The sequence below is a fragment of the Paenarthrobacter sp. 22069 genome (assembly GCF_052046035.1).
Taxonomy (GTDB): domain Bacteria; phylum Actinomycetota; class Actinomycetes; order Actinomycetales; family Micrococcaceae; genus Arthrobacter.
In genome coordinates this window covers 1-23487 of record NZ_JBQEQF010000008.1, presented here as the reverse complement: position 1 = coordinate 23487, position 23487 = coordinate 1, and the positions used below count along the sequence as shown (strand labels likewise).

23 protein-coding genes and 1 tRNA gene are annotated in these 23487 nt (G+C 66.1%); 9 read left to right on the top strand and 15 right to left on the bottom strand.

Annotation, left to right across the window (positions count from 1 at the left end; genetic code table 11):
- Positions 1-132: 132 nt before the first annotated feature.
- Genes ACTJK0_RS08140 through ACTJK0_RS08125 form a run of 4 tightly spaced genes read right to left on the bottom strand, consistent with a single transcriptional unit; the run spans position 133 to position 3648 of the window.
- Positions 133-1095 carry an ABC transporter substrate-binding protein gene (locus ACTJK0_RS08140; protein ID WP_110541224.1) on the bottom strand — a complete coding sequence of 321 codons (963 nt, stop codon included), beginning with the start codon at positions 1093-1095 and terminating at the stop codon, positions 133-135.
- Complete coding sequence (locus tag ACTJK0_RS08135) at positions 1092-1838, bottom strand: ABC transporter permease (protein ID WP_110541225.1); 747 nt, start codon at positions 1836-1838, stop codon at positions 1092-1094. The genes ACTJK0_RS08140 and ACTJK0_RS08135 overlap by 4 nt, the downstream gene beginning before the upstream one ends.
- The gene (locus ACTJK0_RS08130) at positions 1835-2548 is read right to left on the bottom strand and encodes an ABC transporter permease (protein WP_440744841.1); all 714 of its coding nucleotides are present in this window, start codon (positions 2546-2548) and stop codon (positions 1835-1837) included. The genes ACTJK0_RS08135 and ACTJK0_RS08130 overlap by 4 nt, the downstream gene beginning before the upstream one ends.
- Entirely contained in the window at positions 2548-3648 is a 1101-nt protein-coding gene (locus ACTJK0_RS08125) for an ABC transporter ATP-binding protein (protein ID WP_440744840.1), read from the bottom strand. Before ACTJK0_RS08125 ends, ACTJK0_RS08130 begins: the two co-directional genes overlap by 1 nt.
- Before the next feature lie 220 nt (positions 3649-3868).
- Here ACTJK0_RS08125 and ACTJK0_RS08120 point away from each other — a divergent pair, with 220 nt between their 5' ends.
- Positions 3869-4888: a pirin family protein gene (locus ACTJK0_RS08120; protein ID WP_440744839.1), complete on the top strand. Its 1020-nt coding sequence runs from the start codon at positions 3869-3871 to the stop codon at positions 4886-4888.
- Positions 4889-4897: 9 nt separating this feature from the next.
- On the opposite strand, the gene ACTJK0_RS08115 is transcribed toward ACTJK0_RS08120, so the two are convergent.
- Positions 4898-5848: an N-acetylglucosamine kinase gene (locus ACTJK0_RS08115; protein WP_440744838.1), complete on the bottom strand. Its 951-nt coding sequence runs from the start codon at positions 5846-5848 to the stop codon at positions 4898-4900.
- A 121-nt stretch (positions 5849-5969) separates the two neighbouring features.
- Positions 5970-6944: a LysR family transcriptional regulator gene (locus ACTJK0_RS08110; RefSeq protein WP_440744837.1), complete on the bottom strand. Its 975-nt coding sequence runs from the start codon at positions 6942-6944 to the stop codon at positions 5970-5972.
- A 94-nt stretch (positions 6945-7038) separates the two neighbouring features.
- On the opposite strand from ACTJK0_RS08110, the gene ACTJK0_RS08105 reads away from it, so the two are divergent.
- Both ACTJK0_RS08105 and ACTJK0_RS08100 read left to right on the top strand, forming a co-directional pair.
- A complete protein-coding gene (locus tag ACTJK0_RS08105) occupies positions 7039-8274 on the top strand; it encodes an MFS transporter (RefSeq protein WP_440744836.1) in 1236 nt (411 codons plus the stop codon).
- Positions 8275-8409: 135 nt separating this feature from the next.
- Complete coding sequence (locus ACTJK0_RS08100) at positions 8410-8913, top strand: Lrp/AsnC family transcriptional regulator (RefSeq protein ID WP_043452765.1); 504 nt, start codon at positions 8410-8412, stop codon at positions 8911-8913.
- A gap of 23 nt (positions 8914-8936) precedes the next feature.
- Here the strand turns inward: ACTJK0_RS08100 and ACTJK0_RS08095 are convergent, their stop codons facing one another.
- Positions 8937-10190 carry an MFS transporter gene (locus ACTJK0_RS08095; RefSeq protein WP_440744835.1) on the bottom strand — a complete coding sequence of 418 codons (1254 nt, stop codon included), beginning with the start codon at positions 10188-10190 and terminating at the stop codon, positions 8937-8939.
- A gap of 169 nt (positions 10191-10359) precedes the next feature.
- Here ACTJK0_RS08095 and ACTJK0_RS08090 point away from each other — a divergent pair, with 169 nt between their 5' ends.
- Together ACTJK0_RS08090 and corA are read left to right on the top strand one after the other, a co-directional pair.
- Positions 10360-10851: an Lrp/AsnC family transcriptional regulator gene (locus tag ACTJK0_RS08090; protein ID WP_440744834.1), complete on the top strand. Its 492-nt coding sequence runs from the start codon at positions 10360-10362 to the stop codon at positions 10849-10851.
- Positions 10852-11847, top strand: coding sequence for a magnesium/cobalt transporter CorA (corA, locus tag ACTJK0_RS08085; RefSeq protein WP_110541233.1), 996 nt, complete (start codon positions 10852-10854; stop codon positions 11845-11847).
- Between the two features lie 96 nt (positions 11848-11943).
- Here the strand turns inward: corA and ACTJK0_RS08080 are convergent, their stop codons facing one another.
- From ACTJK0_RS08080 to ACTJK0_RS08070, 3 genes are all read right to left on the bottom strand, one after another.
- Entirely contained in the window at positions 11944-12096 is a 153-nt protein-coding gene (locus ACTJK0_RS08080; protein WP_110541234.1) for an LPXTG cell wall anchor domain-containing protein, read from the bottom strand.
- Between the two features lie 118 nt (positions 12097-12214).
- Positions 12215-14692 (bottom strand): PEP/pyruvate-binding domain-containing protein, encoded by a 2478-nt coding sequence (locus ACTJK0_RS08075; protein WP_440744833.1) that lies wholly within the window; start codon positions 14690-14692, stop codon positions 12215-12217.
- Between the two features lie 763 nt (positions 14693-15455).
- A complete protein-coding gene (locus ACTJK0_RS08070; RefSeq protein ID WP_440744832.1) occupies positions 15456-15728 on the bottom strand; it encodes a hypothetical protein in 273 nt (90 codons plus the stop codon).
- A 289-nt stretch (positions 15729-16017) separates the two neighbouring features.
- Between ACTJK0_RS08070 and ACTJK0_RS08065 the strand changes: the two genes are divergently transcribed.
- Both ACTJK0_RS08065 and ACTJK0_RS08060 read left to right on the top strand, forming a co-directional pair.
- Positions 16018-16761, top strand: coding sequence for a hypothetical protein (locus ACTJK0_RS08065; RefSeq protein ID WP_440744831.1), 744 nt, complete (start codon positions 16018-16020; stop codon positions 16759-16761).
- Between the two features lie 346 nt (positions 16762-17107).
- Positions 17108-17722 (top strand): carbonic anhydrase, encoded by a 615-nt coding sequence (locus ACTJK0_RS08060; protein WP_440744830.1) that lies wholly within the window; start codon positions 17108-17110, stop codon positions 17720-17722.
- A 188-nt stretch (positions 17723-17910) separates the two neighbouring features.
- Here ACTJK0_RS08060 and ACTJK0_RS08055 read toward each other — a convergent pair.
- The 4 genes from ACTJK0_RS08055 to galU all read right to left on the bottom strand — a co-directional run bounded on the left by ACTJK0_RS08055 (position 17911) and on the right by galU (position 20662).
- Positions 17911-17983 (bottom strand) — tRNA-Ala (locus ACTJK0_RS08055).
- A gap of 146 nt (positions 17984-18129) precedes the next feature.
- Entirely contained in the window at positions 18130-19026 is an 897-nt protein-coding gene (locus ACTJK0_RS08050; protein WP_440744910.1) for a hypothetical protein, read from the bottom strand.
- Positions 19027-19089: 63 nt separating this feature from the next.
- Positions 19090-19752, bottom strand: a complete 663-nt coding sequence (locus tag ACTJK0_RS08045) for a GNAT family N-acetyltransferase (protein ID WP_440744829.1) — start codon at positions 19750-19752, stop codon at positions 19090-19092.
- A gap of 4 nt (positions 19753-19756) precedes the next feature.
- On the bottom strand, positions 19757-20662 hold the full coding sequence (gene galU, locus ACTJK0_RS08040; protein WP_440744828.1) for a UTP--glucose-1-phosphate uridylyltransferase GalU: 906 nt from the start codon (positions 20660-20662) through the stop codon (positions 19757-19759).
- Positions 20663-20765: 103 nt separating this feature from the next.
- Between galU and ACTJK0_RS08035 the strand changes: the two genes are divergently transcribed.
- Together ACTJK0_RS08035 and ACTJK0_RS08030 are read left to right on the top strand one after the other, a co-directional pair.
- The gene (locus ACTJK0_RS08035; protein ID WP_440744827.1) at positions 20766-21386 is read left to right on the top strand and encodes a 5-formyltetrahydrofolate cyclo-ligase; all 621 of its coding nucleotides are present in this window, start codon (positions 20766-20768) and stop codon (positions 21384-21386) included.
- Positions 21387-21499: 113 nt separating this feature from the next.
- Positions 21500-21772, top strand: a complete 273-nt coding sequence (locus ACTJK0_RS08030; protein ID WP_110541243.1) for an FmdB family zinc ribbon protein — start codon at positions 21500-21502, stop codon at positions 21770-21772.
- A 310-nt stretch (positions 21773-22082) separates the two neighbouring features.
- On the opposite strand, the gene ACTJK0_RS08025 is transcribed toward ACTJK0_RS08030, so the two are convergent.
- Positions 22083-23189 (bottom strand): IS110 family transposase, encoded by a 1107-nt coding sequence (locus ACTJK0_RS08025; RefSeq protein WP_223992154.1) that lies wholly within the window; start codon positions 23187-23189, stop codon positions 22083-22085.
- Between the last annotated feature and the right edge of the window lie 298 nt (positions 23190-23487).

Genomic DNA, 23487 nt, shown 5'->3' with positions numbered 1-23487 from the left:
TATGCCACAGGAAGGATGCATCACTGTTGAGACGTCCACCACACGCCGACGGCGGCTGCCGGACCTTCGCAAGTCCGGCACCCGCCGTCGTAATCACCGGTCAGCCGCCCGCCTTAGCGGGTAGGGACCGTCCTACTTGACGATGCCCTTTTCCTTGAGCCAGGCAGTCGCTGCCGTCTTGGCATCCTGTTTCTGGCTGCCGCTGACGGAGCGGTTAAGGTTGATCAGGTCATCCGTGGTGAGGACGCTCGACACGGAGTTCAGTGCCTGCTGGGCCTTGTCAGTCATCTTGGACTTGTTGTACAGCGGCAGCACCTGCTGGGCGATGAAGTTGTTCTTGGGGTCGTCCAGCACCACCAGGTCGTTGTCCGCGATGGACGGCGTGGTGGTGTAGATATCGGCCACCTGAACCTGGTCCTCGAGGAGGGCCTTGAGCGTTACCGGGCCGCCGCCGTCGCTGAACGGTTCCAGCTTCTTGGGCACGCAGTTGTAGTTCTTCTTCAGCCCCGGAAGGCCGTACGCGCGCTCGCCGAAGGTGGCCGGGGCCCCCACGACAATGTCGCTGCAGACCTTGGCGAGGTCCTCAATGGACTTCAGCTGGTACTTCTCGGCGGTTGCCTTGGTGACCACCATGGCGTCCTTGTCTTCGGCCTTGGACACGTCCAGTACACCGAGGCCGTCCGGGAGCTTGCCCGGCAATGCCTTGGCGATGTCGCCTGCCGAGACCTCTTTGGCTTCCTTGTCCACGTACAGCAGCAGGTTGCCGCTGTAGTCCGGCACAACGTCCACGGAACCGTCCTGGACGGCCTTGAAGTAGACCTCGCGGGACCCGATGTTCGGCTTGGTGGTGGCGGTGATTCCGTTGGCATTCAGGGCACCGGCGTACAGTTCGGCGATGATCTGGCTTTCGGGGAAGTCAGCGGAGCCCACCACCAGGGAGGTCGCTCCGCCGGATGCGCCGCTGCTGGAGGCAGGCGCGTTCTTCAAGGGATCGGACGATCCTCCACAGGCGGACAGTGCCACTGCCAGGCCAAGCCCGGCGGCCAGGCCGCTGAATGCCCGCCTGCCGAGGCGCTGGGGACGGCTATCTTTCATGACTTACCTCCTTGTACAACAGTCTCCGCAACTACGGGGTCTGTGAGATCAACCGCGGCCTGCTGGCCGTGGTAGGACAGCTTCGAGGCCCCCTGGGTCAGGAACAGCCTCTGGAACAGGGACAGGACGAGGTCGACGGCGATCGCCAGCACTGCGATGAGGAGGGAGCCTCCCAGCATCTGGGGGAAGTCGCTGAGGACAAGTCCGTCGAAGAGGTAGCGGCCGAGGCCGCCCAGGTTGATGTACGCCACCACGGAGACGGTGGCGATGACCTGCAGCACACCGGTCCGGAAGCCGCCGAACATGACGGTGAGCGCATTGGGCAGTTCGGCCCGGAACAGGACCTGCAGTTCGGTCATCCCCATGGCGCGGGCGGCGTCCACGACGTTCCTGTCGACGCTGGAAATACCGGCGTAGGTGCCCGCAAGCAGCGGGGGCACTGTGAGGATCACCAGGGCCCAGATAGGCGGCATCAGCCCGATGCCGGCGAGCAGCACGAACAGGATCAGCAGGCCCAGGGTGGGCAAAGCCCGCAGGGCCCCGGCCAAGGCCACCACCGCCACGCGGCCCCGTCCCGTGTGGCCGACAAACAACCCGACCGGAACGGCGATGGCGGTGGCAATGAGCATGACCAGCCCGGTGTACTGCAGGTGCTCCGCAAGCCGTACGGGAATGCCCATGCTCCCGGACCAGTGGAGCGGATCGGCGAGCCAGGCGAACGTGTCGGAGAAAACGTTGCTCATGCCGCCTCCCCTGCCATGGACGTGGCGGGCTCACCGGCAGGATGCGGTCCGTGGTCCGCTGCATGGTCCCGCCGTCCTCCGGCCCGCTCCCATGGGGTGAGGACGCGTTCCAGCAGAACCAGGATGGCGTCCATCACCAGGGCCAGGACCAGGATGGCGACGATCCCCACCACTACCTCGGTGACGAAGTCGCGCTGCAGGCCGTCGGTGAAAAGCATGCCCAGGTTGCCAACGCCCAGCAGCGCCGCAACGCTGACCAGCGAGATGTTGCTGACGGACACAACCCGCAGGCCGGCGAACATGACCGGCAGAGAGAGCGGCAGGTCCACCTGCAGGAACCGGGCCAGCGGCTTGAAGCCCATGGCCTGGGCAGCCTGGCTGACGTCCGCGTCAACGGAATCGAAGGCGTCGAGGGCGGCGCGGACCAGGAGCGCCACGGCGTAGATGGTCAGGGCCACCACCACGTTGAGGGGGTCCAGGATCCGGGTGCCCAGGATGGTGGGCAGGATGATGAACAGCGCGAGGGACGGGATGGTGTACAGGAGGGAAGAAGCTGTCAGCACTGCTGAACGCAGCGCTCCGTTCCGCCGCGCCAGCTGCGCCAGCGGGATGGATATCACCAGGCCCAGGACCATGGGTACCAGCGCCAGGACCAGGTGCTGTCCGCCGCGTTCCAGGATCATGCCCGTGTTGGCCAGGAACCATTCCATCAGAGGGCAGCCTGCCGCATCTGGCGCGCTTCCTCGATCAGTGCCAGGACTTCCCCGCCGCGGACCACGCCCAGGACTTTGCCGTCGGGATCCACCGCCACGCCAAGGCCCGACGGCGAGGACAAGGCGGCGTCCAGGGCACGCCTGAGGCTTTCTCCCGCGCGGAACAGGGAACCGCCGGGGACGAGTTCGGTTTCGGTGCCCGGGGCCGACCAGCCCAGCGGACGCAAGTCTCCGTCCACCACCAGCTGCCAGCCTCCGGCTGCGCTGGAGTCCGACTGGTACCCTCCGGCCGAGCGAACAATCGTGGGCACGGTATGGATCGCCACGCCGTCGGCCGCAGTGAACCCCAAATGGCGGAAGCCGCGGTCCCGGCCGACAAACGATGCCACGAAGTTGTTCGCCGGCGCCCGCAGGATTTCCTCCGGCGTAGCGTACTGCGCCAGTTTGCCGCCGGTGGCGAAAACGGCCACCTTGTCACCGAGAATGGTGGCTTCGTCGATGTCATGGGTTACGAACACGATGGTTTTGGCCAGGTCTTTTTGCAGGCGCAGGAGTTCCTGCTGCAGTTCATCGCGGACCACCGGGTCCACGGCGCTGAAGGGCTCATCCATGAGGAGCACGGGCGGGTCAGCGGCGAGTGCGCGGGCCACACCCACGCGCTGCTGCTGGCCGCCGGAGAGCTGTGAGGGGTAGCGCCTGCCCAGGGAGTGCGCCAGGCCCACCACGTCCAGGAGTTCCTCCGCCCGCCGGCGGGCATCCGCTTTCGACACGCCGTTCAGCCGGGGAACAGTGGCGATGTTGTCCAGGACCGACCGGTGCGGCAGCAAACCTGCGGACTGCATGACGTAGCCCATGGACCGGCGCAGTTCGGCTGCCGGCACCGAGGTAACAACGCGGCCATCGACGGTGATGGTGCCGGACGTGGGCTCCACCATCCGGTTGATCATCCTGAGGGATGTTGTTTTTCCGCAGCCTGAAGGGCCAACAAATACGGTGACAGTGCCTTTGGTGATGGACATGGACAATCCGTCAACCGCCGGCTGGCCGCCCGGGTACTGCTTGGTAACGCTCTGGAACTCGATCATCGCCTGGTCCATGGTGCGGACTTACCTGTTCTCTCGGACGGGCTGCTGCCAGCACCGCGATATTGCCATCAGCAAGCTGTTAGTTACGCTAGCCCAAACGGGGCCCGGCTTCACCAGATCGGGCCCTAATCCCCGCAAAAGGAATCCCTACTGTGACCATTCGGCACCCTCCCCCACGCGGATGGGCCACAACCGCACGGACATCGGAACGGCAGGCGCTTAAAGTGGAGGCGTGACCAACTTGGAAGTTTCACCACAGCAGGAAGTCTGCCCGCCCGCCACTGCCGGAGGGACGCCCGGGCCCTGCCTGCAGCTGTGGCCCGAACGCGAGGTTCCGCTGGGCGGGGTCCGGGCCATGAACGTCAAGCGCACGCTGCCCCAGCGGGGACTGCCGACGATCGGGGCCTGGTGCTTCCTGGACAGCTTCGGCCCGGACCGCACGGCCATGTCCGTGCTTCCCCATCCGCATATCGGGCTGCAGACAGTGACGTGGCCGCTGGCGGGGCACATCCGGCACCGTGACAGCGTGGGCAGCGACGTGGTGGTGCGTCCCGGGGAGCTGAACATCATGACCGCAGGGCACGGGGTGTCGCACTCCGAGTTCGCGGTGCTTCCCGCTGGCGGCGGGGAGCTGCCGCTCCAGCGTGGCCTCCAGCTCTGGGTTGCCCTTCCCGACGGGGACCGCCACCGGGAACCTTCGTTCGAGCAGCACCGGGAACTGCCCCGTGCCGCAGGGCACGGCTTCACCGCCACAGTGATGGTGGGTGAACTTGCCGGAGTGCAGTCGCCGGCAACGATGTATTCGCCCATTGTCGGTGCAGAGGTCTCCTGCGAAGGAGAGGCGGTGCTGCCGCTGGACCCCGCCTTTGAGCACGGCATTTTGGTGCTCGACGGCGGCCTGGCGGTGGATGGGCAGGACCTTCCGGCGGGACCGCTGGGCTACCTGGGCACCGGCCGCAGCGAGCTGCGGCTCCAGGCGCAGCCCGGAACGCGGTTCCTGCTCATCGGCGGCGAACCGTTCGGCGAGGAACTGTTGATGTGGTGGAACTTCGTGGGCCGCACGCATGACGAAGTGGAACAGGCCCGGGAAGACTGGGAAGCCCAGGCCGGGCTGCCGGACGCCGCAACCGCAGCCTCACGCTATGGACTGGTACCCGGACACGGCCCGGATGCCGGGCCGGAAGCCGGACGCATCCCCGCTCCCCCGCTTCCCGGCGTCCGCCTGACGCCCCGGAAGCGCTCCGTCGGGTAGCGCCTTTCGTCAGGCGGGCTCGGCCAGGAGCTGCAGGACGCCGAACACCGGTTCCTGGTCCAGCACCCGGACATCCGTAATTCCCTTGGCTTCAAGGTTCCGGCGGAATGACTCCTGAACGGGTGCCACGTTCGTGCCCAGGCCGCCGCCCAGGATCACGGGGCCTTGGATGTCCAGCTGGCCCAGGACCTGCCCGGCAAGATCGGCCAGGTCCTTCCCGGCCTGGTCCAGCAGGGCCCCGCTGTCCCGGTGTCCCGACGCCGCCGCCTCCACGACGTGCCGTGCCTGCTGGGCCCAGAACCGCCGTCCCATGTCGGGCGAATGGAACAGCGCGATCAGCTTGTTGGGGTGGTCGAGGCCGCATGATGCCAGGAGTGCCGCCGTGAGCTGGTCGATGGGGAGGCCCTGGTTCATCCTTCGCAGGCTGTGCCGTACCGCTTCCCTGCCCAGCCAATAACCGCTGCCTTCATCCCCCAGGAGGTATCCCCACCCGCCGGCCCTGGCCTCGCCGCCGTCGGAATTGCGTCCCCAGGCTGCCGAGCCGGTCCCGGCGATGACCGCCACTCCGGTATTCGCGCGGCCGGCGGCGAGCAGCAGGCGGGAATCATGGACAACGGTGACGCTGGCCTCCGGCACCAGCGGCTGGATCAAGGCAGCCAGTGCGGCGGCGTCCTCGTCGGTATCGATCCCGCCGGACCCCGCGTACACCCTGTCCACGCGGCCCCCGCCGATCCTCGCGAAAAGATCTGCCAGGTTGTGGGCGGCCTGCTCCCGGGTGACGTTCTGGACGTTGGAACTCCCTGACGAGTCGTCGGCAACCGGCAGGCCGTCCTCAAAACGAACACCATGGGTCTTGGTGCCGCCGATATCCAGCCCGATCGTGACCCCCTGCAGTGCATCGGACGGCGGGTCTGCCGGTTGGCGGACAGGGTTGGCGGAGGGGTTCTGCGTGTTGGTCACGTCACAAGGGTACTTGGGGGTGGTGGGGACGGACGCATACATCCTCCGGCCGCCCCTTCTGCAGTTGCATCCCGTCAGAAGGCCTGCCCGCGCCCTGCGCCCGGTGGCTGGCAGCCTGCGGTCAGGCACCTGCCTTCCTGGCCAGCCCCGCGACCAGGGCCGGCCCCTGGCCCACCACCAGTTCCCGGAACAGCCGAGCGGGAAGGGGCTCGCTTTCGGGTTTCCGCCGCCGCCAGCTGACTCCGACTTCCCGGAATGCCAGCGGGGAGTCCAGCCGCACTTCCACCCACCCCAGGTCCCCCGTTTCGGGGCGGAGGGTCCGTCCCGGCGCGTCGCCCCCGGGTGGCAGGATGCTGACGCCGAGGCCCGCCGAAACCAGGCCGCGCACCGTATGCGAATCCTGGCTTTCGAAGGCGATCCGGGGCCGGTACCCCGCCTCACGGAACAAGGAGTCAGTCAAGGACCGCAACCCGTATCCGGGACCGAGCGCAACGAACGGCTCGCCCCGGATGTCTGTCACCCGGGCCGACTGCCGCCGCGCAAGGGGGTGGGCATGATGCACCACCAGCCGGAGCGGCTCACGGTAGAGAGGCGCCGAATCGAGGTTCCTGCCGGCTGGAGCCACCGGCGCCGTCAGGGCCAGGTCCGCTTCTCCCGCAGCCAGTTCATCCAGGCACTGGCTGCGGGCGCCCTGGCTGAGCCGGAACCCGGCGCCGGGGTGGCGGGCGCGGAAGGCACTGATGAGCAGGGGCAGGGTGGCCTCGCCGAAGGTGTGCTGGAACGACACGGAAACAGAGCCCCGGACCACCTCGGATTGGTTGCGGACCACATCCAGCCCGGCCTGGAACTCCGCGAGCGCCTGCTCAATGTAGGGCAGCAGGATGCGCGCAGCAGGCGTCAGGCGGACACCGCGGCCGTCCCTGACCACAAGTTCGGTACCGACAGCGGCGCTTGCCCGTGCCAGCGCCCTGCTCACCGAAGATTGGGGTACTCCCAGGATTTCCGCGGTCTCCGTGACGTGCTCGGTGCGGCCCAGCTCGGCCAGCACCGGCAGGAGGGGCAGCAACTGCGCCAGCTGTCTCCGGTCCGGTTCCATGCTCCGCCCCTCTCGGTAACCAATCCGATCCTGCTATTACTTTGCCACGAAAGATGCATTGGAGGCATTCATTTGCAACGGCTACGCTGGCTTGATGCCACAGAGTCGCGGCGCGGGCGTCGACGAGAACCGAAACTGGAACGGCCACGTGAAGGGATCCAGGGCGTATGGTCGGATCCTCGCCGGCCTGTCCTGCGCCGGGGTGGCGACGTTTGCCCAGCTCTACTCCACACAGGCGGTCCTTCCCCTCCTGGCGGCCGACCTGCACATCACGGCGGCGGAGGCGGCACTCACCATATCCCTGGCCACCGTCGGCCTGGCTGCCACCGTGATCCCCTGGTCCTTCCTGGCGGACAGGATCGGCCGGGTCAAGGCCATGATGTGGGGCATCACCGCTGCCACAGTCCTGGGACTCTTGGTGCCGTTGTCCGCCAACTTCGCTATGCTGCTGGTCCTGCGGCTGCTGGAAGGCATGGCCCTGGGCGGTATACCTGCCATCGCCATTGCCTACCTCAACGAGGAAGTCAGCAGAGCACATGCGGCCCTTGCAGCCGGAAGCTACGTCGCTGGCACCACCCTTGGAGGACTGTCCGGACGGCTCGTGGCCGGCCCGGCTGGGGAACTGTGGGGCTGGCGGTCGGCTGCCCTGGCCGTTTCCCTGCTGGCGACCGTTGCCGCCGTCGTGTTCCTTGTCCTGGTGCCCCGGGCCCGCGGGTTTGTGCCGGCGCCGGCCGCAGGCCTCCGCAACGCCCTGCGGACACTTGCCGGCCACCTGCGCAATGTCCGGCTGCTGGCCCTGTACGCCCAGGCCTTCCTGATGATGGGCGGGTTCGTGGCCGTCTACAACTATCTGGGCTTCCGGCTGTCCGCAGCCCCGTTCGGACTGCCGGCCACCGTGATCAGCCTGATTTTCCTGGCCTACCTGTCCGGAACGTTTTCCTCCCGGTGGGCGGCAGGCATGACGGCCAGGTACGGGCGCCGGAATGTCCTCCTGGCCGGACTCGGCCTCGCCCTGACCGGACTGGCACTCACCCTCACCCCGTCGCTGGTGCTGATCCTGGCCGGGCTGGTGGTGTTCACTGGAGGCTTCTTCGCCGCCCACAGCATCGGCTCAGGCTGGACGGGTGCCATAGCGAGCACCGGCAGGGCGCAAGCCGCCTCACTGTACAACCTGGCCTACTACCTGGGCTCCAGCCTGCTGGGCTGGGCCGGCGGCCTGGTGTTCCAGGCGTGGGGCTGGACGGCACTCGCCGGAGCCGTCATGGCCCTGGCGTGCCTAACGGCCGCTACTGTCGCCGTCGTCCATCCCCGGCAAGGCGCCCCCGCCTGAGACCGGGGCTTCGAATTAAGCGTCCGCCGGGGACTACAGGATGGTGCGGATGTTCGGCAGTCCCTGCGCTGGAAGCACCGGTTGCGGCGATTCTGCGGTCTAGGATGAACTGAGGAACGCGTGGAAGGAACCGCAGTGAGTACGAATCCCAGGAACATCCGGGCCGGGGCACACCTTGAACCATTGGATGCCATTGATGAGCGGCTCCTGGCGGCCCTGGTGGCAGACGCCAGGATTTCCAACAAGCAGCTCGCCGAAATGGTGGGGATCGCACCGTCCACGGCCCTCATGCGGACGCGTGCGTTGTCGGAACGCGGGATTGTGCAGGGCTACGAGGCCAAGCTCAGCCTGTCCGCCATCGGCAGGTCCGTGCAGGCGCTGGTGGCGGTCCGGCTCCGGGCCCACGACCGGGACCAGATCGACCGCTTCACAGCCCGCGTGCCGCACCTGCCGGCCGTGCTTTCGACATTCCACACCTCAGGTTCCGTGGACTACCTGCTGCACATCGCCGTCGGAAGCACCGAGGACCTGCGTGACTGGGTGCTGGACAACCTGGCCACCGACCCCGTGGTGGGGCACACCGAAACCACGCTCGTCTTCGAACACATCCAGGGCAACCACGGGCCTCTTCCCGAGTAGCCCAGCCACGGGCCACCCCCGCCTTAGGCGGACGGGTGCGCCGAGCTTTTGATGAACGTGGCGAGCGTGGCGGCCGACAGGAGCAGCGCCGCCGAGCCGCACAGCAGGACGAAGCCCTGCACGGCTTCCGCCATTCCGAACACGGCGCTGGCCCAGCCCAGGCCCAGGACCGGAACGGCGCTCCCCAGGTAGGTGATGACGTACACGGTGCTGATGATCTGTGCGTGGCGTGCCGGCTCCACCTTGCCCGCCACCTCGTTGAAGACCGTCCGGAATGCGGGCCCCTGCCCCAGGCCGGCGGTGACGGCGGCGCCGACCAACAGGAGGGGGCTGTGCCAGGCACCTGCGGCGCCCAGCAACATCACGGAAATGCCCAGGACGGCCAGCCCCGCAGGTACGGTCAGGCGCCCGCGCACGCTCACCAGCTGGCTCAGGGCTGACGCCGCCAGCGGGAGGCCCGCCAGCACGCCGATGAGCGGACGGGAATCGGTGCCCAGGACCTGCGCGAAGTAGCCGGGGGCCAGCGAAAGCGAGAATCCGAACACGGCGAAACTCAGGAATCCGACGCCGGACGCCAGCCAGAAAGCGCCCCTCGCCTGGCTGGACACGGAGGGGCGGCGCGGGGCAAGGGCGTGGAGTGGCCGGGAGACGGACGGAACCATGATCGCGGGTCGGGCGCGGATCAAGTACAGGGGCACCAGGAGACCGGCAAGCAGCAGCGAATGGACCACGTACGGCGCCGTGGTGGCACCGGGAAGCAGCGACAGCAGCCCGCCGACGGCCGGCCCGGCAGCAACTCCCCCCGAGGACGCCAGCAGGGTGAAGCGTGACGCCCACTCCGGCCGGGAGGGCAGCAGTTCGCGAAGTGCGGCAGCGCTGGCTCCCGTGGCGAGCGCGACCGCCATTCCCTGCAGCGCCCGGCCCGCGCAGAGGGAGGCCAATGTTGCTGCCTCGGCGAAGATCCAGCCGCCCGCCAACCCGGTCAGGACGGCGACCAGGAGGGCCGCCCGACGGCCGATGTGGTCGGACCAGTGGCCAGCCAGCAGGAGTGTCCCCACCAAGGCCAGGACATAGCTGGCGAAAGCTGCTGTCACTTCGAGGCTGGACAATCCCAGGTTGGCCTGAAGCAGCGGGTACAGCGGCGTGGCAAGGTTGGCGCCCACCAGGAGCATGAAGATGACCGTCCCGGATATTACAAGGCGCGCCGTGGTGGACGCGTTCCACCCGCTGGGCGCAGCCGTTGCCGGGCGCATGCGCAGTTCGCTGAAGACCGTCAAATGTGCCGCCTTAGGATCGCCGCGGCAGGTGGTCCTTGTGGGAGCCCGGCGCGGATACAACTGTGATGGTTCAAGAATGCGGCACGTCTGCGCTATCGATCGCTTTCCACATAGATAATTGAGCAAAAGCATCAATTTTTGATGGGCAACATGATGGAGAGTGACGATCATGAATAAGTTGGACCCCACGGACCTGAAGATCCTGCTGGCCCTTATCAGGGATCCCCGTATCCAGATTGGCGAGCTCAGCGAGGCCCTGGGCATTGCGAGGAATACGGCGCAATCGCGTGTCCGGCGTCTGTTGCGTGCCGGAGTGCTGCGTCCGGGCGGCCGGGAGGTCGACCTGGAGGCGGTCGGGTATGACGTGGTGGCCTTCGTGACCATCGAGGTTTCACACCGCGAGCTCGACGGCGTCGTGGCGGCGCTGCGGCTCATCCCGCAGGTCCTGGAAGTCCACGAAATCTCCGGCCGGGGCGACGTCTGGTGCCGGGTGGTTGCCACGGACACCCATAATCTCCAGTCCTCCCTGCGGCAGGTCTTGAGGATCAAGGGAGTCATCCGGACCGAGACCGTGCTGGCCCTGCACACCCATATCCCCTACCGGACCGAGCCCCTCATCAGCGGCCTCAGCAGTACTGCTCCGACGGCTAGGATTTCCTGAATGACCATCATCGATAACGCCGTCTACGTCAACGGCGTCCGGCACGCCGAGCCGGAGAGCCTGGAACAGACCTTTGAGACCCTGGCGGAGCACGGCGGCATGGCGTGGATCGGGCTTTACCGGCCAACCGCTGAGGAAATGGCGGCCGTGGCCAGCGAGTTCGGGCTCCATGCCCTTGCCGTGGAAGATGCCGTCTCTGCCCACCAGCGGCCGAAGCTGGAGCGTTACGATGACAACCTGTTCACCGTCCTCCGGCCTGCCCGGTACATGGATGCGGACGAAACCGTGGAATTCGGCGAACTGCACGTCTTCACGGGCAGGAACTTCGTGGTGACGGTACGGCATGCCGAGACGGCAGGCGTGGCCCGGGTGCGGCAGCGGCTGGAGGCACGGCCGGACCTTCTCAAGCATGGGCCCGAAGCCGTGCTGTATGCGCTGCTGGACCGGGTGGTGGATGACTACGCGCCCGTGGTGGCCGGTCTTGAGAACGACATTGACGAAATTGAGGACCAGCTGTTCAGCGGCGATTCCTCCGTGTCACGCCGTATCTACGAACTGGCACGCGAAGTCATCCAGTTCCAGCGCGCCATCCACCCCCTCCCGGAGATGCTGGACCAGCTGAAGCGGGGATTCGAGAAATACCAGGTGGAAACGGAACTGCAGCACAGCCTGCGTGACGTGGAGGACCATGTTGAGCGGGTGATCTCCCGGGCGGACTCATTCCGCGACCTGCTGCAGAACGCCCTCACGCTGGACGGAACGCTGACCGCAAACCGTCAAAATGAAGCCAGCGCCGAGCAGAACGAGCAGGTCAAGAAGATCTCTTCGTGGGCGGCGATCCTGTTCGCACCGTCATTCGTGGCCGGCATTTACGGTATGAACTTCGACAACATGCCCGAACTCCACTGGCTGTTCGGGTATCCGTTCGCGCTGCTCCTCATGGTGGCTGCCGGAGCCTTGATGTACGGCATCTTCAAGAAGAAGGGCTGGCTGTAGGCTCCGCCGGGAGGCGTGAAGGATAGGGGCCGATGGAGGCATGAAGCCGAACGCCCGCCGGGTTCACGACGAGCGGTCCGGCATGCTCTGTTTGGGTCAGGCGTTGGTTCTGCGCTTCAGCCAGCCCCAGACGCCCGTGGCGACAAAGAGGACCAGGCCAATAATGGCGAGCCAGATAAGACCCTTCACAACAAAGCCAACGATGGACAGGATGAGCCAGATGACAAGAAGTCCGATGATGATTCCCATGGGCCCACTCTAGGCCCCACCAGGTTGACGAGACGGAGCCTGCCGCTGCGTTTTGCCGGAATATATTCCTGTTCCACGCGGCAATACGGTCTGCCCCCCGCAGCGCTGCTGCCCTGGATCAAGCAGCGGAGACCATGCCTGCGGTGCCGTCCACCACCACCATTTGCCCATCCACCAGGGTCCTTGTACCGGAGCCCGTGCCCATGACGGCAGGGATGCCGTACTCCCGGGCAACAATGGCCGCGTGGGAACCGAGACCGCCGAGGTCCACCACCACGGCGGCAGCCCGCTGGAACAACGGGGTCCAGGATGGGTTGGTATACGGGCAAACGAGGATCTCGCCGCTGCACAGCAAGCCAAACTCATCCGGGCCGCGGATGATGCGCACTGCTCCCTTGGCCTGGCCGCGGCTGGCCGGCGTGCCGGTCACCAGGGCGCCTTTTGTACCTTTGGGCCTGGGAAACAAGGTACTGGGCTCGAGCAGCGGAATTCCCTCCAGCTCTCTCCGCTTGGCTGCCCTGGCCCCCACTGTCCGGCGGTACCTTTCCCTGTCGGCTGCGGAAAGCGCGTCGCCGTCCTCAATCCCGTCCAGCTCTTCGAAACGCAGGTGGTAAACGTCTGCCGGCCCGGCCAGGACCCCTGCCTGCGTGAGGCGCCTGCCGAGGTCCAGCAGTGACCGGCGCAGCGGCGGAAGGACCATGGTGGCATAGAAGTGGCTGTCTTCCCGGAATGCCATGCCCGCCTTTGCGGACTCGACAGCGGCCATCACCCGCCGGCGCAGCCAGCGGACCCGCATGGCCGGATGCCGCATCAGGTCTTCAAGTGCATCACCGGTCTGGTCGGGTGCCGGGGGCCGTTGGCCGGTCATGGATTTCACCAGTCCCAGCACGACCTCCGGGGCATCGGACCACGTTGGCGAACTGCTGAGGACCACGCTGAAGGTCTCGCGGTGGCCATATTCTGCGAGGAATGCCTTGAATGCCGCATAAAAGTCTGCGAACTCCTCCCGCTGCATCAGGGTGGCCAGCAGTTCGTCCGGGTTCAGGCGGGTGACGTTTCCAGCCAGGTCCGGGTTGGACCGGACCTGGGCGGCCAGCTCTTCAAGTGCTTTGTTGGCCTGGCTGGTGCGGGTTTGCGCGCCCGCGATCAGCGCCGGTGCAAGCCTACGCCTGCCCAGCAGCAGAAGCATCAACCGCAACTTCAGCTGGGAGAGAAGCACCCCGGGAAGGTAGGAGATCCTGAGTTGCGTGATCCCGCGCATGGTGGCGAAGGCCTCTTCCGCGTGGGAAACCACCCCCTTCCAGGGCATAGAACGGGGTTCCTGCCTGTTGAGCCGGTCAACGTCAGCAAGGAAACTACTGAACCGGGGGTCGCCTGTCCACCGGGCCGGGTTATAGCGTTTGGCACGCCGGACCAGTGAATACGGCGCGGCCAGCGTACGAAACGTGGGCTTTGGTACCGGCGGCACCAGCCGAACCACCACCCCATCCTCTTCCGGCAACAGGTTCTGCAGTGGCGGGAACGCAATGCCGACGCTGCCGGCCATGCCGTGGAGCATGGCAAGGATTCCGCGCTGCATCCAGCCGGACACATCGAGGGGATAGGGACGGACCTGGAACATCTCCAGGAAGAACGGACCTACCAGCCGTTGGAACCGGTTGAGCGGCATTGGCTGCGGCGGAAGGGCCGTTATGGGCCTGGCCTGCACGAGGCAGACATGCCCGCGAGCTATTGCCCACTCCACATCCTGCGGGCAGCCGAAATGGTCCTGTGCCCGAACGGCCAACCGCACCAGCTCCGCCAACTGCTCCTGGCTGAGTCCCGGCCTGGACTGCGCCGTCCCGCTGGCCGTTGCCTCCACACCGTCCATGCCTGCGCTACCGGCGGCCATCCCGTTTCCGCCGGGGCTGAAGGAGCGTAATGCGCCGGTTGGGTCCAGGACATAACGGTCGGGAGTGACCTCACCCGAAACGACTGCCTCCCCCAGGCCCTGCCCGGCATCGATGACAACCTCGTGGCGTTCCCCTGTCACGGGATTGGCGCTGAACATGACACCGGCCGTATCTGCCTGGACCATCTCCTGCACCACGACGGCCATGGCCACGCCCGCGGGGTCGATGCCCTGGCGCCGCCGGTACGAGATGGCGCGTTCCGTCCACAGGGAGGCCCAGCAATCAACCACAGCCTGCATCACGGCGCTCTCGCCAACAACATTGAGGTACGTGTCCTGCTGGCCCGCGAACGCTGCGCCCGGCAGGTCTTCCGCCGTGGCACTGGAACGCACCGCCACGGGGCCACTGCCAAGTGCAGCGTATGCGGCGGCGATATCTCCGCGGAGCTGTCCGGGGATCCTGGTTGCGCTGAACAGGTGCCGCATCTCAGATCCGGGCGCATCGGCCTCAACCAATGCCGCCAAAGACTCACCCACGCCAGATTCCCCCAGCACTGCACGGTAGGCCGCCGTCGTCACGACAAACCCCGGCGGAACCGGGAAACCTGCCCGCACCAGTTCGCCGAGGTTGGCGCCCTTGCCGCCGGCCAGATTGCGGTCGCGGACCCCGAATTCCGCCAGGTTGCCTACGGTCTTATCGTCCATCCAGGCTCCTGACGTTTCCCGTCCAATACTTCCTTCAAGCTAGGCCTTGGAGCGTCGGCACACAACAGGAGGTATGAGAGCAGATGGTGCCAGGGCGGGACGCCAACGCGCTGGGACGATGACGGAGCCATTGAATGCCTCCCCCCACACCTGGTCACGATGCTGAAAATAGGGGGTTAAAACGGGGATCGGCAACCCTTATGCGGCGCTGCGCGGGGGCGTATTTTGGGGCTCACGGGTCAGGCTCTTTGAATTGAATCGCAGGCTTCCATGTCGACCCAGGAAAGCACCAATAGTTTAGTCCGGCATTCCCGATACATTCTGGCCGGTCTTTTTTGCACCGGATTGCTGGGCATGCCGCAAATTCCCGAACATGCGGCTCGCAGCGACGACTCGGGTTTCGTACCCGTTTCGCAACACGGGCCGGAAATCTCGCCGGACACTACCTGGAGCCAGATTCCACTGGAATCACGCGAGCTCTGGAAGTTCCGGCTCACCAGGACCCGTTGAAGGCTTTCGGCGAGCACATGGTTGGGGTCGCCACCCCTCTGCGGAGGAACCGGCCCGCTCCCCCGGACCGCCTGCCGTTCGGCGCTTTCCTCATGGGAGGCAGGGAGAGCCTGGGCTGACATCCGTGGAGGAAACCGATAACGGCATCTTTGCTCCGGCATTTGATAGGAGGGTCTCCCCCACTTCCTCCGGGGCCGATGGGCAGGCACAAGAAAGCCCCGGACCAGCGGGGTCCGGGGCTTCGCGGAACTGCTTACCGTTCGATGGTGACGCAGAGGTTCATGTGGATGTTCTCGCGGGCGAGACGGTCCTCCAGATAGCGGGCGAGGCTCGCATCGGTTGCGGTGTGCGGGCCCTTCGGGACGGCTCCGCGGAACACTGCCTGGTCGTTCGTTGACCTGAGTACGTCCAGCGGCGTCGAACCGAGATGTCCGTGGCTCATCCGCTCAATGTCGGTGCGGAAGGTGCGGCCGTTGTCGGCGCGGACGGAGGCGTGCATGGTGAATGGGATAAAAGCTATGGGCAAGAGGATCCTTTCGAGGGAGGCAGCCAGTCGTCGACGCCTCAGTAGGAACAAGGCGAAATGCGGCCCTGGTATTCCCTCCCGGCTCCAAAGGCGGGTCCGCTTGCGGGAAATCCTGCGTGAGACGGAGCCCGACAACGCGGCAAGGTCTGGCATTCACGTGGGCTGACCGGCGCGGCGCGGATCTGCACAGTGGGCTCGCAAGATAGAACTGTGGAGGGGATGCTTCCGCGCCCCCTCCGCTGTTGGCCTACCGGGCATGTTCTTCTGACCCGCCGTACACATGTGAGTCATGACGTTCTCCCGCTCCCGCCTCGCCCTCCTCGCCGCCGCACTGATCGCCGCCCTGGTTGTCGTCGGCTTCCTCTACACCAACGCGCAGAAGCACCAGTCCGCGGCACCTGGACCTAACGCCTCATCCGCCCCGGCGGCGCAGGGTGATGACGAGGACAGCACCGAGGGCGAGGACACCGCCGACGGATCAGCCCCCACCGTCCAGGCAATCCCCGCAGGCCCGCTGCCCGGCAACGCCACCGCTGTGAAGACCGTTCACTCTCCCAACAGTGTCGCCATCGACCTGAACCTGGCCCCCGGCCAGTGCAAGGCACGCACCATTGATACTGCCGCAGGGCTGTACCTGCCGGACCCGGCCTGCACCCCCGGTGCCGTGGACCCGGCCGTCACCCAGGACAACTTGGCCTCCACCATCTGCAAGTCCGGCTACACCACCACGGTGCGCGCACCTGCTTCGGACACCGATAAGACCAAGGCACTGAGCCTGACCCAGTACGGCCAGAGCGGCGCTTCGACGACCGAGTATGACCATCTGATCTCGCTCCAGCTGGGCGGCACCAACGCCGTCTCCAACCTCTGGCCCGAACCCAACCGCGCCGGAGCACCCGGCACCACCAACCCCAAGGACGCGATCGAGACCCGGCTGAACAAGGCCGTCTGCGCCCACAAGGTCACCCTCGCCGCCGCCCAGAAGGCGATCGCCACCAACTGGGTCACCGCCGAAAAGGACGTCGGCCTCTAGGCACCGCCACACCCTGCGACGCTGCCCTGCCTCTTCCAGCGGGGCAGTGTCGTCGTTTCAGCAGGCCTTAACCAGCCTTTGTGTGAGGATCACGGCCAGCGGTGGGCGCCGCGGGTTTGACGGCCGCCGAAAGGAAGGAGGCGGCGTTCGGGTTGAAGTGGGAAGTGCCGGCGAAGCATGTCATGAGAGCTTGGCCCGCTGATTGTCCTCGGTGAGCCGGATCCCGGCCTGCTGGGCGTAGGCGGCCACGCCGACGTTCGGCCGCAGCTTTCATGTCGCGGCTGATGCGGTCCCCGCCAAGCCCACTGTGCACCCGGTGCGGGAAGCGTCCCCTAAAGTAAGCAGGGTGACCACTAGCCTCAGCCCCTCCGAAGCCTGGCAGCGACTGTCTGAAGGAAACGCCCGGTTCGTTTCCGGAGACGCGCGGCACCCGAATCAGGGGGCATCCCGGCGCCACCAACTACTAAGCAACCAGAACCCCTTCGCGGTCATCTTCGGCTGCTCCGACTCACGTCTCGCCGCCGAGATCATCTTCGACCTCGGGCTTGGCGATGCCTTCGTGGTGCGCACGGCCGGCCACGTGCTCGACGACGCCGTTCTCGGGTCCCTGGAGTACAGCGTTTCTGTCCTTCACGTCCCATTGATCGTCGTCCTCGGGCACGACAACTGCGGCGCCGTCACCGCGACCAAGGAAGCACTGGAAACCGGGGAGATGCCCCAGCGCTTCATCCGTGACCTGGTCGAACGCATCACGCCGTCGGTGCTCACGTCCCTGCGGGAGGGCAGGACCGAGATCAACGACATGGTCGTCGACCATGCCAAGCTGACAGCGGAGCGGCTGCTGGAAAGCTCCCCGGTGATCGCCGCGGCCGTGCACGACTCTTCCACCGCGGTGGTCGGAGTCGCCTACAGGCTCGAAGAAGGACGGGCCCAACTCGTATCGGATTCAGGTCTCTCGTAAAACCTTCCCGGCGGTGCGGGACCGAACCGGTTCAGAACGAAGCGAAGCGCTCAACCCCGGGACGCAGAAGAGCCCCGCCGCACCGTGAGGCGTGACGGGGCTTCCAGGCCCTTGCAGGGGCTTCCAAAGTCCTAGTCCACGATGTCTTCCTCAAGGCATCGTCAGGGGACCAAATCCCCTGCAAACTGTGGAGCTAAGGAGATTCGAACTCCTGACCTCTTCGATGCGAACGAAGCGCTCTACCAACTGAGCTATAGCCCCCGATATTGGCCGTTCCTGCGGGCAACACCCGCTGGTGCGGAACCGGTGTCCCTAGGCTACAAATAATCCCCGCACAACGCCAAATTGCGCCGCGTGTTTGCGCCTTCTGGACGTTCGCGCCTAAGTCCGTGTGCCGCCGTCGGACCTTATGCCCGGCGGCGCTGCAGCACGTCGTCCAGGTTACTCAGGGCCTTCTGGGCTTTGGACAGCTGCTGGGCTTCCGCTGCAGCCGCCTCCGCCGGTGCAGTGGCCCCCTTCTTCAGCGAGGGTTTGCCAACCGCTTTCGGCGCCTCGGGAAGCTCCAGCGGCTCCGGGTCGGGACGTTCAGCCTTGGCTGCTTCCACGTAGACGGGCTTGGGGACTTCGACAGGCTCCCAGGGGGTGCCGGACGCTGGCGCAGCAGCACTCGCGTCGCCCGCAGCAACAGCAACGGCGAGGGCTGCTTCACGCAGTTCCACGGCAGTCAGCGGCTTGACCTTGGCCTGCCCGGCCTCGGCGTCGAAGAGCGGGCTTTCCGGCCGGGCCGGTGCTGCCTCGGGCTTGGGCGGAACGGCGACCGCTGTGTCACGTCGGGGTGCCGGCGCGCTCATGGCGGAGCGGAATGCCGCATTGACTTTTGCTTTGCGGTCCCGGACCGCGAGCCAGCGCAGCAGTGCCACGGACGCGACGGTCAACAGGGTGCACGTGAGCGGAAGGGCGGCTGAACCGACGCCGAAGGGCAGCAGCACACCGGAGATGAAAGCGGTGAGAAGGGACAACAGCCCCACCAGCGCCAGGGCGGTCCGGCCGTAACGGATGCGGAGTTTTGCCGGAGCCGGCGTGCTTGCAGTTCCGGCAGCGGGTCCTGCACTCTTCCTGGGTTCCATGGCTTTCTCCTGCTGGGCGGCGACGTTCAGTACCAGGCCGGCGGGCGGGTCCGGCCTCTCATCGGCGGGGGCGTCTGCCAGGAAGTCGACGGCGGGCTGGAACTGCTGCCGACGGTTCCGGAGGACGTAAGGGGCAACCCATACAATCCAGAGCGCGACGGCAACCACGAGGATCACTGAGCTGCTAAGGGGGAAGTCCACACTCAAAACCGTATGAGCATCATGCCTGCTCAGGCCGCATTACCAAGGGTGTGTCGTGCCCCCGGAGGCAAACGGCGGGTTTTGTGAACGACGTGATGCCAACCATGGGCCCAGGAGGCCCTCCGGGACCTCTTCCGATGTAAGGGCGAAGGAGCGGTGGTCCGCCCATTTACCGTTGATGTGCAGGAACCGCGGCCGGTACCCCTCGTCCCGGAATCCCAGCTTCTCCACCACCCGGAGGCTCGGCCCGTTCTCTGGCCGGATGTTGATTTCCATCCGGTGCAGGCCGAGGGTCCGGAAGCAATGGTCCGTCACCAGGGCCACGGAGGTGGGGGCGATCCCCCGCCCGGCACGCGCCTGGTCCACCCAATACCCCAGGGTGGCCATCATGGCTGAACCCCAGACAATCGAGGACACCGTCAGCTGCCCCACGATCGCGGGGCTCCTGAGGCCCGGCGTCCACTCGGTGATCAGAAACGGAAGCGCCGTGGCCTGGGCGGCCTGCATCTTCAGTGACCGCACCATGTGCCGGTAATCGGGCAGCCCGCCGCCCGGATCCGGGTTGGAGGCCTCCCACGGCGCCAGCCACTCACTGTTCCGCGACCGGACCTCCGTCCACTCCTTCTTGTCCCGGTAACGGATAGGCCGCAGGACCAGGTCGCCGCATTCCAGGGTGACCGGCCAAATGGGACCGCTCTGCATGGCGTTACCGGGAGAGACCGGCAGTGAAGCCCGGCAGCCATTCCCGCAGGCCGGGACCCAGGTCTTCGCTGTCGATGGCCAGTTGGACGCAGGCTTTGAGGTAGCTGAGCTTGTCGCCTGTGTCATAACGGCGGCCGCGGAACACAACCCCGTACACGCCGTGGCCCTCGGCGTCGCCGGATGCCAGTTCCTGCAGGGCGTCCGTCAACTGGATTTCGCCGCCGCGTCCGGGCTCGGTGTGCTCGAGGACGTCGAAGACGGCGGGGTGCAGGACGTAGCGCCCGATCAGGGCCAGATTGGAGGGCGCTTCCTCCTGCGAAGGTTTTTCGACGAGCCGGTTGACGCGGACGTAGTCCTCGCCGTCAATGGCCTGGACGTCGGCGCAGCCGTAGGCGCTGATCTGCTCTGGTTCAACCTCAATGAGCGCGACGACGGAGCCTCCGGTTTTCGCCTGCACGTCAATCATGGTGCTGAGCAGTTCGTCACGGGCATCAATGAGGTCATCCCCCAGCAGGACCGCGAAGGCTTCTTTGCCCACATGCTGCTTTGCCCGGAGCACGGCGTGGCCCAGGCCATGCGGGTCGCCCTGCCGGACGTAGTGGATGTCGCCCAGCTGGCTTGCCGCCTGGATGGCTGCGAGCTTCTCCGTGTCCCCCTTGTCCTCAAGGGTCGATTCAAGGGAAGGCACCCGGTCGAAGTGGTCTTCCAGGGCGCGTTTGTTACGCCCGGTAATCATCAGTACGTCATTGAGGCCCACATGGACGGCTTCCTCCACCACATACTGGATGGCAGGCTTGTCCACGACAGGGAGCATTTCCTTGGGCATGGCCTTGGTGGCGGGCAGGAACCTGGTGCCCAGGCCCGCTGCGGGAATGACGGCTTTGCGGACTCTGGGGTTACTGGTGTTCACCGGTCTAATCTAGCGTCAGTCAGGCATTTCAGTAACCACCGGCGCGGCGGCCCCGCCCCGGACCGCGAAGGCGCGGTATCAAGGGCCATCCAGGAAGGACACCATGCTTCAGGAGACAAACGCAGTCAAGGACGATATCCGCGCTGCCCACCGGCGGCGGCGGGCAGGCTTCTCCCCGGAGCAGCTGGAGGCCGCGGGTTCGGCCCTGGCCGTCCACGGGGCAGCCTGGGCGGGAACGGTCACCGGCGGCAGCCCGGGGACCGCCTGCGTGTACCTTGGCGTGGGACAGGAACCGCCCACCTTGCCATTGATTGCTGCGTTGCACCGAAGCGGCCACAGCGTGCTGCTCCCCGTGTGCGAACCGGGGCGGGAACTGAGCTGGGTGTACTGGACCCCGGAGACCGGATTCGAGCGCAGCAAATATGCGCCGATCCTGGAACCCGCGGGGGTCCGGCACGGCCCCGAGACGGCCGGGGGTGCGGCGGTGCTTTTTATTCCGGCCACAGCGGTGGACCTCGCCGGCAACAGGATTGGCCAGGGCGGCGGCTACTACGACAAATTCCTGGGGCATCTTGCTACGGCAGGGAAGGAAATCCCTCTCGCCGCCGTTATATACGACGAAGAATTGCTGCCCGCCGGCCGGATTCCTGCTGAGGAGTTCGACCGGCCGGTCCCGGGGGTGCTCATGCCCTCCGGATACCGGTCCCTGGCGGGCGGCGCCTGAGCCACGGAAGTGCCGGACCCAGGTGATAGAATTAGCACTCAGGCCCTGCGACTGCTAATGGTTTACCAGTTGGCAGCACGGGACCTCTCGTTTGCCCAAGAGGAGGAGCACCAGTGCCTACATATGCTTACGCCTGCAAGGATTGCGGCCACGCCTTCGACATCGTCCAGTCGTTCTCGGACAGCAGCCTGACGGCCTGCCCCGAATGCGGCGGAACGCTGCGCAAGAAGTTCAACAGCGTCGGCGTCGTCTTCAAGGGCTCGGGCTTCTACCGCACTGATTCCCGCGACTCCAAGGGCAGCTCCGTCTCCCCCGCACCTTCCGCGGCTCCGGCTGCACCGGCGCCGGCCCCTGCCGCTTCCGCGCCGGCAGCTGCCGCCAGCTGATATGTAGATCTCGTTGTCAAGAGTGCATGGATGAGCGGCTCCTGGGTTTGGTTCCCGGGGGCCGCTCATCGTGTGCCGGCCGGTTGTGATGCTGTGGGGGGCGTGGCGAGTCTTTTTCGACTGGGGCAGTGTCAGGCTGACATTCGCGGGTTGGTTACCGCATGACGATTTGTTCGGCTGGAGCGTATCGGTGTCTAGGATCGAGCGTCGATGGTGGTTTGGACCGTCTGCTCATAGCTGAAGCCCGAGTTGGCTCCGGGTGCTGTCATCGCCCCCCGCAACTGCTCACTGTCGGCGGGCAGGTTCCGGGTCAGGCCGCTTTCATGTGTTGTCCTTCCTGGAGCGGGGCGGCCAGTGACCAGCACCAAGCGGCGAGTTCGCGGGCGATCGCCGTGTTGGCCTTCACTGACATTTTGTGGCGTTCATCGAAGTGTTCCCATTTGCGGTGCAGCCGGTGGTTTCCTTCGAGGGCCCGGATGCGGGTTGCCGGCGCGACCAGGTCAAGTTGGCGCAGCAGCCGTTCTCCGGGCCGGGCGTAGGGGCGGCGGTGCTGCCAAGCCGCTTCGATGAGGAGTTTCCGGGCATAGGTGTTGCCGGCTTTGGTGATCGGGCCCTGGTGCCGGGACTGGCCGGAGGATTCTTCGCTGGGGACCAGACCGAGATAGGAGCCGATGGATGAGCCGGTGAAGCGGGTCCAGTCACCGATTTCCACGGCCAGACCGAACGCGGTCGTGAGCTGGATGCCGCGTAAGCACATCAGCGCGTCAATCACTGTTGCGTAGCGGCACGCCGCCGCTGTGATGGTGATCTGTTTGTCGATGCGAGCCAGATGCGCTGCAAGCAGCTCGGCCTGCTCGACATCGGCGTCGTAGGTGAACTGCAGCGCCGGGTCGTGAAAGCTCTGGCGGTGCAGCCACCGACTGTGTTCTGTAGTCCACCTGCTGTCCTTGGGGTAGCGGATCCCGTGCCGGAGCAGGACGGCGTTCACGTGCTGCCGGGCATGCGCGAGGTCTTTGGCGGTGCCCGAGCGCAGCCGGGACAGGTCCCGCAACGCCTCTTCGTCCGGCTCCGGGATGCGGACTTCGGTGACCGAGCCGACCGCGAGCATCTCAGCCAAAACCCGGGCATCCCGCCTGTCGGTTTTTACCCGGTCCCCGGGAGCGCGCAGCAGCTTCGAGGACGCCGCCACCACACAGTTGATGCCCGCGGCCCGCAGGTGCCGGGCCAGTACAAACCCTGTCGGGCCTGACTCATAAACGACCTTGACGGGCGGCTCGAATCGCCGGACCCACTCCAGGATCAGGGCCGGGTCAGCGGCCATCGTGTGGAGACTGATTTCACCAGTGCCTGGGTTCAGCGCATGGCCGACGACATTGACCGCGTGAACATCCAGACCAATGAAAGTATGCTCAAACATAGCCGGGACCTCCCAAACCTCACATGTGGCACTACCATTGCACCCCCAATGAGCCTCGCAGGCCACGGGAGCCGCCAATGGCAACCCACGGACCCTGTGAAACAGAAGGCCCCGGCCCCCCATGCTCCCGCCAGAACCTGCCCTTCCGGGATAAGGGACATCACTGCCGGGAACAGGTCCTGCAGCGGCCAGATCCCTCTCAGGGCCGCCGATCACATCAAGCCGGCGCTGCAGGACCGCCCGGCGATAATGGACCGACCCCGGACGGGCAGGTTCTGTTCCTCTTCATATCGTCTAG